At 43.9% G+C, this 15,028-nt stretch carries 13 protein-coding genes; 5 read left to right on the forward strand and 8 right to left on the reverse strand.

All coding sequences use genetic code 11. The features are described from left to right. Positions 1-3: 3 nt before the first annotated feature. The 7 genes from R7M72_RS06555 to deoD all read right to left on the reverse strand — a co-directional run bounded on the left by R7M72_RS06555 (position 4) and on the right by deoD (position 8,111). Positions 4-552 carry an ECF-type riboflavin transporter substrate-binding protein gene (locus R7M72_RS06555; protein ID WP_005375133.1) on the reverse strand — a complete coding sequence of 183 codons (549 nt, stop codon included), beginning with the start codon at positions 550-552 and terminating at the stop codon, positions 4-6. A 335-nt stretch (positions 553-887) separates the two neighbouring features. After that, positions 888-2,018: an HlyD family secretion protein gene (locus R7M72_RS06560; protein ID WP_005375134.1), complete on the reverse strand. Its 1,131-nt coding sequence runs from the start codon at positions 2,016-2,018 to the stop codon at positions 888-890. After that, positions 2,018-2,398 carry a DUF3302 domain-containing protein gene (locus R7M72_RS06565; protein WP_064376388.1) on the reverse strand — a complete coding sequence of 127 codons (381 nt, stop codon included), beginning with the start codon at positions 2,396-2,398 and terminating at the stop codon, positions 2,018-2,020. Before R7M72_RS06565 ends, R7M72_RS06560 begins: the two co-directional genes overlap by 1 nt. Positions 2,399-2,642: 244 nt before the next feature. Beyond that, a complete protein-coding gene (locus R7M72_RS06570) occupies positions 2,643-4,226 on the reverse strand; it encodes a GGDEF domain-containing protein (RefSeq protein WP_017820511.1) in 1,584 nt (527 codons plus the stop codon). Beyond that, positions 4,210-5,694: a hypothetical protein gene (locus R7M72_RS06575; RefSeq protein WP_005375137.1), complete on the reverse strand. Its 1,485-nt coding sequence runs from the start codon at positions 5,692-5,694 to the stop codon at positions 4,210-4,212. Before R7M72_RS06575 ends, R7M72_RS06570 begins: the two co-directional genes overlap by 17 nt. Before the next feature lie 166 nt (positions 5,695-5,860). Next, entirely contained in the window at positions 5,861-7,330 is a 1,470-nt protein-coding gene (locus R7M72_RS06580; RefSeq protein WP_005383936.1) for a hypothetical protein, read from the reverse strand. Between the two features lie 70 nt (positions 7,331-7,400). After that, a complete protein-coding gene (gene deoD, locus R7M72_RS06585; protein WP_005375140.1) occupies positions 7,401-8,111 on the reverse strand; it encodes a purine-nucleoside phosphorylase in 711 nt (236 codons plus the stop codon). A 398-nt stretch (positions 8,112-8,509) separates the two neighbouring features. Here deoD and R7M72_RS06590 point away from each other — a divergent pair, with 398 nt between their 5' ends. Genes R7M72_RS06590 through R7M72_RS06605 form a run of 4 tightly spaced genes read left to right on the forward strand, consistent with a single transcriptional unit; the run spans position 8,510 to position 12,621 of the window. Then, a complete protein-coding gene (locus tag R7M72_RS06590) occupies positions 8,510-9,460 on the forward strand; it encodes a YbgA family protein (RefSeq protein ID WP_017635475.1) in 951 nt (316 codons plus the stop codon). Continuing rightward, complete coding sequence (locus tag R7M72_RS06595; RefSeq protein WP_258660346.1) at positions 9,450-10,250, forward strand: MerR family transcriptional regulator; 801 nt, start codon at positions 9,450-9,452, stop codon at positions 10,248-10,250. The genes R7M72_RS06590 and R7M72_RS06595 overlap by 11 nt, the downstream gene beginning before the upstream one ends. A gap of 22 nt (positions 10,251-10,272) precedes the next feature. Beyond that, entirely contained in the window at positions 10,273-11,688 is a 1,416-nt protein-coding gene (gene phrB / locus R7M72_RS06600) for a deoxyribodipyrimidine photo-lyase (protein ID WP_047104510.1), read from the forward strand. Positions 11,689-11,694: 6 nt separating this feature from the next. Beyond that, the gene (locus R7M72_RS06605; RefSeq protein WP_005383933.1) at positions 11,695-12,621 is read left to right on the forward strand and encodes a L,D-transpeptidase family protein; all 927 of its coding nucleotides are present in this window, start codon (positions 11,695-11,697) and stop codon (positions 12,619-12,621) included. A gap of 26 nt (positions 12,622-12,647) precedes the next feature. Here the strand turns inward: R7M72_RS06605 and R7M72_RS06610 are convergent, their stop codons facing one another. Next, the gene (locus R7M72_RS06610) at positions 12,648-12,902 is read right to left on the reverse strand and encodes an Lpp/OprI family alanine-zipper lipoprotein (protein WP_005375145.1); all 255 of its coding nucleotides are present in this window, start codon (positions 12,900-12,902) and stop codon (positions 12,648-12,650) included. A 550-nt stretch (positions 12,903-13,452) separates the two neighbouring features. On the opposite strand from R7M72_RS06610, the gene R7M72_RS06615 reads away from it, so the two are divergent. Further along, positions 13,453-14,796: a DEAD/DEAH box helicase gene (locus tag R7M72_RS06615; RefSeq protein WP_258660345.1), complete on the forward strand. Its 1,344-nt coding sequence runs from the start codon at positions 13,453-13,455 to the stop codon at positions 14,794-14,796. The last annotated feature ends 232 nt before the right edge of the window (positions 14,797-15,028 follow it).

Raw genomic sequence — 15,028 nt, forward strand, 5'->3', positions numbered from 1 at the left:
ACATTAAGCCTCTGTTAAGTTACGGCTTTGCTTGTTACGTTTAGCGACAGACTTAAGAATGAAGAAGCCAACAATAGCAATAAGAATGGTGTTACCGATCGCGATAATAGAAAGCTGGGTAAACACTTTAGTGAACGGTTCTGCGTATAAAATCGTGTCGAGGAATGCAGAGCAACCGTAACCAAATACGTTGCCTAATAGCGCAAGTACTACGAATAACGCGAAGTCTTTCATATTGAAATCACCTTTCTCCAAACGGTAGCGCGTTAGAGAAGGGAATAGACCGATAATCAAACCAACAATACCTGAACCAAGTACCCAAGTGAGCCATACGCCCCAACCTGCAAATAGGTCAGTAACCCAGTGACCAATAAAACCAACCAAGAAGCCAACAAGTGGTCCAAATAGTACTGAGAACAATGCTAATACTGCCATTGCTGGTTTTAGCGTTGTGTTTGCAAACACAGGGATGCCAAACATAGGTAAGCCGCCGATACCGTAAAGAGCAGCACCGATTGCAATAACCACAACAGTTTTAGCGGAAAGATTCATAGATAACCTCAGTTCAATAGTCGATTTTAAAGAACGTTCATTTATATTGTTGGAAAGCGTTAGTTATTTGATTGTGTAACATATATTCAAAACAACCAAGCTGCTTATTGTTTGCTCTATTTTTCTTCAGGAAATGTGTGATTTGATTCACGCATCCCTTTGACTGGCTTTGGTTTTAGCAAGCATTAAAAATAAGGCGCGCATTATACAGAATATTAATAAAAGTGGGAATGCTATCTATCTGGATGGCTAGAATGCATCAGGGGCTGATCGTCAGCCCCTGATTACACGGTTTGATGTTATTTTTACCAATAAATGAATGCGCTATATGTTCATTAATGGTCGAGGTATAAATAGTTCTGCCAGCTCTTCATACGAATAAGCACTTTGCGCATCACTGATACGTGAGTAAAGCTGTCTGAATAAACTGCAACTTCAACCGCAGTACCCATTGGTAGGTGGTATCCACTCAAGTCGTCGGTAATTTTCAGCTTCGCAAAAACACGTCCGCTCGTGCGCAAGGCATCAGTCCCAAGCAGAGCGCCTCGCGCTTGAATTTGGCTTTCACCAATGGCTGGAATCACGTCAATGACTTCGCCACGGAACACTTTGCCCGGAATTGCGCGGAACATAAATTCTGCTTCAAAGCCTGGCTTCAAGCGTTGTAATGAGTTCTGTCTGAATGCCGCGGTGTACGTAATGTCTTCGGTATGTACGAAGGTCATTGCCGGGGCAAGTGGCAACGGCACAGCCATAACACCAGGACGCAAAGCCAATTGCGTAACGTAACCATCGGTTGGCGCACGAACGACGGTTTGCTCTAGGTTAAACTCTGCTTTACGCAGCTCGGCAAGAAGTTGCGCGACTTGGGTATTTTCGCCTCCGATTTCAGAGTCCAGAGCGATTTGCGCTTGTTCTTGTTGCAAAATCGCAACGTCTAACATGGCTTCTGCCGCTTTATACGCTTGGCGTCGAGTATCTAAATCTTGTTCAGTAAACGCGCCACGATCAAAGCCCCTTTGATATCGGCTAAACTCCCTTTGTGCTTTATCTCTGTCCGCTTGCGCTTTCAATACAGCAGCTTCTGCTTCTCTTAGATCAGACTCTAAACCCAACGCACCTTGGCTTGCTTCTTTGACTTTCGCTTCAAGGCGAGCAACTTCTGCTTCAAAAGGCACAGGATCGATTTTGAAAAGAATATCGCCCGTTTTGAGCGGTTGGTTGGCTTGGACTGGCACTTCCACCACGCGGCCACGCACGCCAGAGACGATAGGCGTAGTCGGGAACACTTGGTTACCCAATTGAGTAAATGGGTGGTTGTAGTTCATAAGCAGCACGAGTGTGCCCACTAACACTACGCCGCCAAGTACGGCGGTTGGAACGGTCCATTTGTTTAGAGGAATATTGAAAATTTTAAAAATGGCAATACAAAGAGCGGCGTAAGTCAGAATCAGCAATAAGTCCATTATTCGTCCTCTTTACTTTGTTCAGGCAAAGGCTTTTGCTGAATCTTTTGTTGTTTCAACATCGATACTTGGTTTTTGAGTTCGTTGACTTCATCAATGAGTTCTTCAAGGCGGTGATGAATGTCGTGTGTTTCTTGTTCTAGTTGTTTAAAACCCCAGCCGCGTTCCTTGCGCCATAATGTTGCCCAGATCCATAAAAATGGCCACAGCGCATGCAAAGTGAAAAGGCTGACCCAGCCAGCGTAGTGAATTGCGTCTTGGTGCGGGTGCTCTCTCTCTTTGGCGATTTCATATGGAATATCATGGATGACAATGATTCCGTAAAAGATCACTAAAGCAACGAAGATGAGTAACCCAAGTGCAAAATAGTCTAGAAACATCTTACCTACCTGTGCGTATTGCGAAATGGAAAATCTACGTAAATTAACAATTTAAGTATTTGTCTTAACTACAGATGAATCAAGCGGTTTTTATGTAGGAATTATGTTTATGCGATGTAAGTATCCACTGATGTTTATTGGCAGTTAAGGTGTTGCTGAGTACTTATTTAAACAAGCAGTGAAGTGATATAGGAAGGATAAGTAAAAAGTATACTAAAGCCCCAGGTGTCAACCGGGGCATGGTTTAAAGTTCGGTACAGACTTGGTTTCTGCCATTGGCTTTGGCGCGATAAAGAGCTTTGTCTGCACGATAAAAAGTTCGCTGAGTATTCTCGCCTTCTCGATGCAAGGTAATCCCTATGGATACGGTCAGCCCCCGTTCACCAAGAATATCGTCCCAACCATATTGATAAATCCGTTCACGATAATTCTCGGCATGCATTTCTGCGCGTTCCAGTTGGGTATTCTCAAGGATCACGAGGAACTCTTCACCACCAAATCGTACGCACGATGCGCCTTTAAATCTGAAGTAGGACGCCAGTTCCTGTGACACACTTTTGATCGCTTTGTCGCCAACCAAGTGGCTTAGTTCGTCATTGATGGATTTGAAGTGATCGATATCGATGACCATCAATGCAAATGCAGTATCGTGCAGAAGTAGATCTTTTAGTTTAACTTCTAACCAGCGTCGGTTGTGTAAAGACGTAAGTGGATCGGTAAAGACGTCCTGCTGTAGCTGAGCAACAGTATTTTTATGCTGCTTGGTGGTTTCTTTTAGTTCTTTGTTTTCTAGCTCTGACAAAATGAGTTTGAGTTGTAACTCAAAGCGTGAAAGTCGGCGTAGTTGAGCAGACCCTAACTCACCGATCGGAATATGTTTTACAAGATCAGATTCGATTCTATGCGCTTTTTTTTCACAATTTAATGCTTCTTGATACAACCCTTGAGAGGCGTAAACTTGACTCATCGCGTTATAAAAATGCTGAGTAACGATAGGAGATAGTTGCTTTTGAATCCTTTTACTGATGGAGTCCAACGTTAAATTAGCTAAAGAAGTGTGCCCTACACCGTTTAGACAATACGCAGTCTCAATTTTGACCATCGTGGATAACCAGTATGTCGTGGCACTACCCGTTGTATACTGAACATTCGAAATAGCCAGCAACGCATTGGGGTAGTCTTCTTGCAGACGATGTAATTTGGCTCGGTAGAGGTGAATTTGTGCGGCGAGGTTTTTATCACTGACGAGAATGCTCAGTTCTTCACATTCACTCAATAGTTCTTTGGCGTCTGCGGTACGGTTCAAGCTGATATAACAGGCAAGCATGTACAGCTTGTAACGAAGGCGTAGGGATCGACTGCCAATAGCGTGATCGATAGCATCTATTTTTTGATAATAACGTAATGCACGTTGGTGATCCCCATGGGCATCGCACAAATTACCCATTCCAATAATGGCCAATACGTACTCATCAATATAGCCGTACTCGACGGCGATATTGGTTGAAGCAACATACTCGGTTAATGCCGCATTGTAGTCACCTACTTCAACCAAACGCTCACTCAAGCTTGCTTTCACAGAAAGAATATCTTCTACATCCTCTGGTAAAACAAGCAACTCAAGCGCTTGTTTCAATTCACTAATGCTGTCGTTGAGCTGTTTGATCTCTCTTCGATACTCGGCGCTAATGATATAGCAATGCGCTTTCTCTCGGTTTGTTGACGCAATATGTAACCCTATGTGTTCCCATAGCGTAATCGCTTCTTCACCTGAAACGGAAGAAGGATCGATACCTGCGTCAGTCACCTTGCTAAGCAGTTGTTCCATTCTTCATTACCTCAATATAACTTTCTTCGAGCTGTTCTAACGTGAATGGGAAGGTCAGGATATCTTGCAAATACAGTATCGGTTTCGGGCCTTTGATTCCGCGTCGCTTCCATGGATAGATGTCTAACATCGCTTGGACAGTGCGGTAGACCTCTTCTGCTGCTTGACCTTTTTCTGCAATTAACATTGCTAGCCTGTTACTGGAAATTCTCGAGATGAGGTCGCTGGAGGTTGTCAATGCATGAACGAGCTCGGTACAAACATCGAGAACTTCGGGGTTTGAATGCTGAATCATAATGATGGCGTGGTTAGAGCGTTTGAGCTCCGTTTTAAACAAAACTAACTGTTCCCACCAGTAGGTCTCAGAAACGACATTAGAGAACTGTTTTTCAGGGTCGTATTCGTGTTGAGAGCGAATATGATTGATCAGCTTACGTGCTCGCTGCTCTAGTTGGCGTTTAGAGCCTCTTGCTTTATCCATGCTGATTCGATGAGTTTGTTCTTTGAGCATTTTGAGTGCGTGCTTACGGTATTTCTTGAACGCGTTAAACGCAGACTCAAAGTCACCTTGTTCTTCAGCGACTCGTGATTGTTGGAAGCAAATTTGGCTGAGTAGCTCACCGTGGTCGAAACTGAGTGCAGACTCTTCTGCTGCAAGTAGCAACTTGGCAGCGCTGTCTGTATTTTGGCGCAAAAGCTCAAGTCTTGCTCGGCTAATAAAAGAGTGTGCTTTCATCCAAACGAGGTCATGCTCAATGGCGAGCTGGTGGGCTTTTTGGGTGGCTTCTTCGGCCGCATCAAGGCGTTCTAGTCCAAGCAGTGCTAACCCTTTAAAGTCCCAGATCTCGGCTTGCCACGTACTGTCATCATGATCTTTTAATACTTCGGTTGCTCCATCCAGTACCGTAAGCATCTCGACAAACTTATTTAGTAAGTAATAGTCCCAAGCTAATAGGATGCGCGCTTTGCCTTCTAACCAAGCAATACGAACATTGTTTGCCACTTTAACGGCTAACTCATGAGTTGAAGCGGCAAGTTGGTGTTCATTAGTGATGCGCCATACATTACCAAGCCCAATTAGAGATTCGATTTGAATTTCAACATCATCAACAAGAGCAGATTGTTCGAGCGCATTAATCCAATATTGTTGCGCGGAATAATACTTTGCTTGGCCCCAATATTGGAGTGCAAAAAGATGGAGAATTTCCGGGAGATGATCGTCGGTTTCAAGCTGTGTTTGTTTGCTGTAAGCGTCTTTGACGAGTTTTAAGCCTTGTCGGTAATCCATTAGGCACCAACAGCATTGCGCCATGATGAGTAAGGCTTTGATCTCTCCGTCCACAAATAAAATTTGTTCCGCGCGGATACGATATTGCTGCGCAATATTAAAGGTATGTTTAGGGGCCGATTTTATTTGGCCTTTAAGCTTAGTGAGATCATCTTCTAGCTGAATTTGGTTTTTATCCAACGTTCACATCCATGACTATCGAACTGGAAATCACACCTAATATTAAGTGGTTAGATGCATGTTTCTTTACCAAAGCGATGCGGATAACGTTTTGGTAAACGATCAGGGGCCGTAATGTATACCGTTACAACCCCTAATTACTACATCTAAATTACCAATAGAATAGCTACGATAGGAGCTGTTTGATTGTCAAAGGTGCATCAGAGACTTCCAACCTTTGTGCAGCGGTAAGACCTTGTTTATCCTGATAGCACAAATTATGCCAAGCTCTGAATATATCTAAAAGAGGTAAAATACCAGCAGGTCGTAATTTGCGACGTGGCTCGTTAATGAAGCTTTCGAAAAGAATCTGAAAGCGGTTTTGATAAAACTTCACATGACGAGTTGTCGCAACGTTAAACCATTTTTCAGGCTCATTTTGATCGCCAGCGAGGTAGCAAATGCCTTTGTGGTTTTCGTTTTGACTAGAGATTGCCCAACGATCGCGCCACCAACTCATATAGGCGATATCGACTTTGCCAAAGGGAGTGCTCATGTCCCAACTAGCGTCCTCTTCTACATACATCAAGTCGACACTTTTCTCTTTAATACGAGGTAAACAAACGCTCAGTGCAGCTGAACGTAGTAGGGGATCTTGAGGCATGTATAGAGATACACGTTTGTTTGGGCAGCACATATCAAGTACGTGCAAATAGTGTGCATACGAGGTGTATGGCGGACGGACTAATGCCCCTTTTGAAGGGTAATGAAATACAGATAGATTACCAAGAGGGTCTTCTACGTTACCGCGAGCCAAAATTGTTTGGTATTTTTGGTCAATTCGCTCTCTGAGGTGATGAGAAGGTTCCGCAAGCGGCTCACTTGCTTCCGCTACGTACTCCTGGGAAACAAAACGAGACACCTCATCGTAAGGATTATGATCGAGAGTTGCGATTGGCTCTTCATCAGCGGAATAATTGACGTGCTGGCAAAGAATATAGCCAGAATGCGCTTCGCCAGAAACAATCCAATACACACCATTATTGCTGTTCGGTTGCAATGCAATATAGTTTGAGGCCAATTCATAATGCGTTGCGTGGTTTACCCAGCGCGCATCAATGGTTGCCAGCTTTCGGCGGCAGCGGCTAGCTATATGGTCAACATGATCGTAAAAGGTTTTTGGGTTAATACTAAGCTTACGGCAGATTTCTCGTACGGAATATCCCGTAAACAACAAGCCCATCAAGTTCTCTTGAAACTGAAGCTTCTTGTTGGCACCAGACCACTTGTCGACAAAGGTACTTTGACACACTTTACAGCGGTAACGTTGGCGATCGCCACTGTAACCGAAAGCGTGATAGAGGTGTTTGTGAGTGTGGACAGAAAGTCCAAAGTTGTCGCAATCATCATTACGGCAAGCAGGCAACCCATCACTGTGGACGTGCCGCAGGCGATGAAGTTCGTTCACGACATCGCGATTATTAAGTAAGGGGGGGAAAGCTCCACATTCACGGCATACCATCGCCGGACGCTTAGGGTTCGCATGTTGCAGAACGTAACGCTTTGCATCACTCAATCCAAAGTTGTCACACGCCAATGTTTTACAAAAGTTGAGTTGTAACCCATCTGCGTCTTTTGGCAGTTCGCCGTTAGACACAATCGCCCCCTCGGGATAATTCGGGCAGCCAGCATAACTCTGGCTGCAAATTATTACTTACTATTTGTTCTTAGATGTTGATTGCAGTTTCTAGTGCAACTTTCATCATGTCGTTGAACGACTTCTGACGCTCTTCTGAGCTTAGTTTTTCACCACGGATGATGTGGTCAGAAACTGTCAGGATAGTCAGTGCTTTCGCGCCTAGGTCAGCTGCTACGCCGTAGATACCAGCCGCTTCCATGTCTACACCTAGGATGCCTAGTTTTTCCATCTTCTCGAAGATGTCTGCTTCTGGTGTGTAGAACAGGTCTGCAGAGAATACGTTACCTACTTTTACAGGCACTTCCTGAGCGCGCGCTTGGTTAACTGCTTCTTCTAGAAGACCGTAATCAGCGATTGCTGCGAAATCGTGGTTGTTGAAACGGATACGGTTAACTTTAGAGTCTGTAGAAGCACCCATACCGATAACAACGTCCATTAGTTTCACGTCGTCACGTACTGCACCACAGCTACCCACACGGATAACGTTTTTCACGCCGTATTCAGCGATTAGCTCGTGTACGTAGATACAGCAAGACGGGATACCCATGCCGTGGCCCATTACAGAAACTTTTTTGCCTTTGTAAGTGCCAGTAAAGCCGAACATGTTGCGAACGTCACAAACTTGTTTCACATCTTCTAGGAACGTTTCAGCGATGTATTTAGCGCGCAACGGGTCGCCTGGCATTAGAACTGTTTCAGCGAAATCACCTGGTTGTGCGTTAATGTGTGGGGTTGCCATAAGTGCTCTCCAAAGTTTTGTTTTGATAAAACGCCTCTATTATAGAACGCTATTACCAATTCTGTTGAACTTGTTCGTTTTCGTTGAGGCAATAATATCGGGACGTACAGTGGCCCCTTGAGAGCTTAGTCACAAAAACCACGCATTTAGAAACTGCAACTCCTATTGATAACTAAATCTGTTGAAACCAAAAGAGCAATCGATTTGCTTTTGAGCAGTTTGTCGATTGCGCGCACAAATTCTTTGTTTTTGGGCCAAACTTTTTTCTGACAGCTGGTTGATCGAAATACTTTCGAGTGAAGTAAAACGATTAAATTGTACAACTTATTTTCTTGTACAATCTGGAAAGGCTTGCTATAAGTTATACAACAAAACTTTTTGTATAGGGATGCGTCATCATGGAATCTTCGATCAAAGTAGGTATCAGTTCGTGTGTTTTGGGTGAACGAGTGCGTTTTGACTCTGGTCATAAGGTGAGCAACTTTGTGACTAAAGAGCTTAGCCCGTATTTTGACTTTATTTCGGTATGCCCTGAAGTCGGCGTAGGTATGCCAGTACCCCGTCCAACCATTCGTCTTGTTTCTAATGAAGAGCGTGTTGCATTGGTTGAAACCAAAAATCCAGAAAATGATCATACCGACAATATGCTCACTTACTCGGCCAATAAAGTAGATGAACTTCAAAGCGAGCAGCTTTGTGGTTACATCGTTTGTGCCAAGTCACCAACTTGTGGCATGGAGCGAGTCAAGGTTTACAGCAAGAACAGTGCTGCGAAAGAAGGTGTTGGCTTGTATACACAAACATTGATGCAAAAAATGCCTTGGTTGCCTGTTGAAGAGGATGGCAGACTTAACGACCCTGTATTGAAAGAAAACTTTATTACTCGAGTATTTTGTCTAAATGACTTTTACGACTCGATGGATGGTGAGCCTACTCGTGGCAAAATCATCGACTTTCATTCGCGCTACAAACTGACGTTAATGGCACACCACCCAGAGTCATACCGCTCCCTTGGCCGCTTAGTTGCCGATGTCGCTAATTATGAAATTGAAGACTTTTACCAAGAGTATCGTTTAGGACTTATGAAGGCGTTAACGAATCGGGCTAGCCGCAAAAACAACACAAATGTGTTGATGCATTTACAAGGGTACTTCAAACGCTCACTAACTAAAGAAGAAAAAGAAGAGTTAGCGACAGTGATTCACGACTACCGTATCGGAATGCTGCCTCTGCTAGCACCACTTACATTGATTAAGCATTACTTAAATACTTACCCAGACGAGTATTTAGCAAAACAGAAGTTTTTAGAACCGTATCCGCAGGAGATGAGATTACGCTATGGTTTGTAGTTCAGAAGAAAAACTATACGCGATCCGAGATGTCGCAGAAATCACGGGTGTAAAACCAGTTACGCTGAGAGCTTGGCAACGAAGATACAACTTGATCCAACCTCAGCGAACTGAAAAAGGACACAGACTTTATCGCCAGCAAGATCTCGATACGATTCGCGAAGTCCAGAGCTGGCTCGCGAAGGGGATTTCGATTGGTAAAGTGAAGGGGCTGCTAGGAAAAAGCGCCGATGTCGAAGTCAAAAACGAGGTTCGCACACTCGAAGAAGTTGAAAACATGCTGCTTGCGCTGTCTACCCTGAATCGAGGAAAAGCAGAGAGTTTACTTGCCTCTGTTCTTAAAGAGTACCCACTAAAACTCGTTATTGATCAGTTTATTAGCCCAGTATTTGATGCGCTAGATATGGTAAAAGGATCGTTGCGATCCTTGCAGGTGGGGTTATTTCAGACTTGTTTAATCACTCGACTTGCCCTTGTAATCGATTCTGAAAACAAAGCCGCTTCCAAAGGAAAGTGTCTGCTCATTAGCTTTGAACAAAACAGAGAATCTGAGAGTTGGATTCAAGCAGCGAAGCTTTGTGAACAAGGGTATCACACGACTTTGATCGATAAGGTTGATGATGTTTCTGGTCTACTAGATCATGAGGTCATTGAAAATGGTTCGTTTATCTACCTTTTATCCAATAAAGCACTAGCTGCTAAACAAGTAGCGTCCATCAAAATGCTTCACGCACAGTTAGGTGATCGGATGGGGTGCTCTGAAGTGATAGAGAAATTACACCTAACTTAGTAGACAAAAGATAGGAGCTACCATGATTTTAGTATGGTTTCGACGTGACTTGCGTACGTTAGACCACACGGCACTCAAAGCGGCATTGGATTCAGGTCAGCCTGTCGTCGCTTGCTTTATCGCGACGCCAGAGCAGTGGCGGGAGCATCACATGGCGCCGATGCAGGCAGACCTCATTGCTCGTCGCTTAGCCTGTCTTAACGAGGAGCTTGAAAGCCTTAATATTCCTTTTTTGTACAAAGAGGTGCCGTCGTTTTCCGATTGTACAGATGTAATTAGTGGGTGGGCGGAAACACTTGAAGCCACGTCTGTCATGGCAAACATTCATTATGAGGTGAACGAACGAGAGCTGGATACACAAGTAAGTGAAGCGTTAGCTTCTCACGATATCGAATTTGAACTGTTTCATGACAAATGTGTGCACGCGCCAACGACGGTTCTTAATAAGCAAGGCGAATATTTTAAGGTATTTACGCCATTCAAGCGTGCTTGGTTAACGCAGTTCCATATGCCGACGGTAGTAAAACCTCACGAGCAAGCGCCACTCAATAAAAAGGTACTCGAACAATTAGAGTCGGCTCGATTTAATTCAAGCTTCACATTTAGCTATCCTCGAGAATCCAGTGAAGACTGGCTGGCTTCGACTAATGATATTTTGAAGCAGCTTAGGGAATTTGCACGGGAGCGCAGTGACGCGTATCAAAGCGAGCGAGACTTTCCAGCTATTGATGGCACTAGCCAACTGTCTCCATACCTTGCGATTGGCGCGCTATCACCAAGGCAGTGTATTGCTCGTTTGTATGCTGAAAATCAACAAAATGACCTTACAGAAGGGAAAGCAACTTGGCTAAGTGAGATCATTTGGCGTGAGTTTTATCAGCACCTATTGGTTTTCGAACCAAAACTCGTCAAAGGCAAAGGATTTATCGATTGGGAGGATAAAATCCAGTGGTCCTATGATGAGAAGGCCTTTGAGCGATGGAAGACAGGAACAACAGGATACCCAGTCGTTGATGCAGCAATGCGTCAGCTCAATCAAACAGGTTGGATGCACAATCGATTACGTATGATTGTCGCGAGCTTTCTTACCAAGGACTTACATATTGATTGGCGATGGGGAGAAGCGTACTTCATGAGTAAGCTGGTGGACGGCGATTTTGCAGCGAACAATGGTGGCTGGCAATGGTCTGCTTCTACGGGCTGTGACGGGCAGCCATACTTTCGTATTTTCAACCCGATAAGCCAAGGCGAAAAGTTCGATGCTAATGGTGAATTTGTGCGCCACTGGGTACCAGAAATCAAAAGTGTACCGAACAAATACATCCATAAACCTTGGACTTGGGAGGGCTTTTCTTTACTGGAATATCACAAGCCGATGGTTGATCACAAGACAGAAAGAGAGATAACCTTACAGCTCTTTAAAAGTGCCAAGGAATAGAGTGAAATGCTTAGCAAAAAGCGATCAATGAGTTTCGCAAAACGTACCCTGCTATCTGTGTCGTTATCTTTAGTGAGTGGTCTATCATTCGCTAAGATGTACGAATTACCAGAGGATGGAAGCCGTTTAATTGGTCGCCTTGAAAACCACGTCGTGCAAGAAGGCGAAACCATGGCAAATATCGCTAAGCTCTACGATGTGGGTATGCTAGGTTTAATGGCCGCAAACAAAGGCGTGGATCCCTTCTTACCAGAAGAGGGGCATGTTCTTACTATTCCGACACAGCTAATCCTCCCAGACGTACCTTATAAAGGTATCGTTATTAATCTAGCCGAGCTGCGCTTATATTACTTTCCGAAAGGAGAGGATATTGTCCATGTATTTCCTGTCGGAATTGGCCGAATAGGGCGCGATACCCCAGTAATGACAACGCGTATCAGCCAAAAACGACCGAACCCTACATGGACTCCTCCAGCCTCTATTCGTGCCGAGTACAAAGCAAAGGGCATTGACCTACCAGCCGTTGTTCCTGCGGGGCCTGATAATCCACTTGGTATGTTTGCATTGCGTTTAGCTTACGGGAATGGCGAATACCTAATTCATGGTACCAACAAGGACTTTGGGATTGGTATGCGGGTCAGCGCGGGTTGTATTCGTATGGACCCAAGTGACATTGAGTGGTTATTTGACAAGGTTCGTAACGGTGAAGACGTTAACATCATTAACCAGCCTATCAAAATGACACTTGAGCCTGACAGAAGTGTGTTCTTAGAAGCACATGAGCCTTTGACTCGTAGTAATGGCGAGAAAGATGAACTCAAAGTGCCGAAAGAGTTAAAGTGGTGGCTGGATGAATTCGGTATGAAAAACGTGAAGGCTAAAGCAGCAATCGCTGCACAGAATGGGGTTCCTGTCGAAATAACCGCGCCTTAACGGGCGTTAAGACGCGGTATCAAATCTTACTTAGTGTAAGACTGAGCGATGTTATCGATACGCTCGTTAGCACGCTCAGCTTCTTCTTGAGCAGCCATTGCTGCTGCGCCTGATTTTTGAACGTCAGATTGAAGAGCTTGTACGTCTTGGCTTAGTTGGCTAACTTGGTTGCTTAGTTCGTCTAATTTTGCTGCATTTGCTGTAGCTGCGTCATCAGAAGAAGCACAACCGGCTAGTAGAAGTACTGAAGTTGCTGCAGCTGCGATCAACGTTTTGTTCATATAAGAACTCCTTGCTTATAGTGAAAGTCTCGCCACTAACTATTATTTTATACAGTAGCGAGGTTAAATGTGGTTACATTTTATCAGTACATGATGTAGCAAAAGTCAAAAAAACCCAAGAATTTCATGGAGTACCTGACGTCAACTTTTACCTGAACTTAACAAAGTTTAACTACCTATCCTTTATTTCGTTCTCACAACAGTTTTCATAGCAGGTGTATTTGCCACGTTCCTGATATCAATAATTTAGACGATATTGACACAAATGAAAGTTTATTGGCCCAAATAACTGCTATTTAAGTCGTTTTGTTGATGGATAGAAGGCATATTTGAACGGCTTTTCTCTAAACTTCCTGTCCAGCTGCTCATCAAAAAGGCTAGTCTTTACTCTGAACTGAGCCACAAATGATGTTTTACCGTTACCACAGGGAATTAGTTTGTGTGATCTCTATCTATACTCCTATGATTTGCGGTATTATACCGAGCTTTATTTTTTTGCTGCGTTAGAGCGGAAACGACACTACAGAGCGCTCAGACGCTGACTGATTTATTGGAGAATACTTTGCAATTTAAAGATCTAGGCCTAGACAACCGATTGTTGAAGAACCTAAAACACTACGATTTTAAAAAAGCGACTGACATTCAGCAGCAGGCGATTCCTGTTGCGATTGCAAGCAAGGATCTATTGGCATCTTCGAAAACAGGTTCGGGCAAGACTTTGGCGTTTGTATTGCCAATGCTTCATAAGTCTTTAAAGACAAAATCGTTTTCTGCGAAAGACCCTCGCGCGGTAATCCTTGCTCCTACTCGTGAGCTAGCGAAACAAGTATATGGTGAGCTTCGTTCTATGCTAGCTGGCCTATCTTATGAAGCAGCACTGATTTTGGGTGGTGAGAACTTTAACGATCAGGTAAAAGCTCTGCGTCGTTACCCGAAATTTATCGTGGCGACACCAGGACGTTTGGCTGATCACTTAGAGCACCGTTCGCTTTATCTGGATGGTTTGGAAACGCTAATTCTGGACGAAGCAGACCGTATGTTGGATTTGGGCTTTGCACCAGAGCTTCGTCGCATTCATAAAGCAGCCAAGCATCGTCGTCGTCAAACGTTGATGTTCTCTGCGACATTAGATCATGCAGACGTCAATGAAATCGCGGCTGAAATGCTCAATGCGCCAAAGCGAATTGCTATCGGCGTTTCTAACGAAGAACATAAAGATATCACGCAAAAATTTTACTTGTGTGATCACCTAGATCATAAAGAGGCAATTTTAGATCGTGTTCTTTCTGAGGCTGAATACCGTCAAGTTATTATCTTTACGGCAACGCGTGATGATACTGAGCGACTAACAGAAAAGCTGAACGAAAAGAAACTGAAGGCTGTAGCACTAAGTGGTAACTTGAACCAGACTCAACGTAACACCATTATGAGTCAGTTTGAGCGCGCAGTATTTAAGATCCTTGTAACGACTGATGTTGCTTCCCGCGGTTTGGATATTGCAACTGTGACACACGTCATCAACTTCGATATGCCAAAGCATACCGAAGAATACGTACACCGAGTTGGTCGTACTGGTCGTGCTGGAAATAAAGGGGATGCAATCTCTCTTGTTGGTCCAAAAGACTGGGATAGCTTTAAACGTGTAGAAGCATACCTACAACAAGATCTTGAGTTTTCATTGTTCGAAGATTTGAAAGGTAAGTTTAAAGGCCTTAAGCCACCTAAACCAGATTTCCGCAATAAGAAAGCGACCGCAAAGAAAGCTCGCCCTCAAGCGAAAAAATCGGCGAAAAAACCAGCTAAGCGTGACAAGAGCTTCTACAAAAACGTATCTGTGGGTGATGATGTCTTCATCCCTAAGAAAAAACCAGCGGCACCGAGCTCTGAAGAGTAAAAGCTGCTGTAGTTTCCCATTGATTTTAGTTCTTAAAAATCCGAGTGTTCGCACTCGGATTTTTTATATCTGTCGCTAGGTGAAATAGCGTCTTTCCATACTCACTCGTTAGTCAGCTTTTATATTTGTCTGGTTGTATATAAACAGCATAGAACGCTAATTTAGGAAGTTATTAAGTTTTATAACCTCGGTCAAAGCAAACGTTTTTCCTCACACACTAGATAAAAATCTC

Source organism: Vibrio sp. YT-18 (assembly GCF_033337345.1).
GTDB lineage: Bacteria > Pseudomonadota > Gammaproteobacteria > Enterobacterales > Vibrionaceae > Vibrio > Vibrio alginolyticus.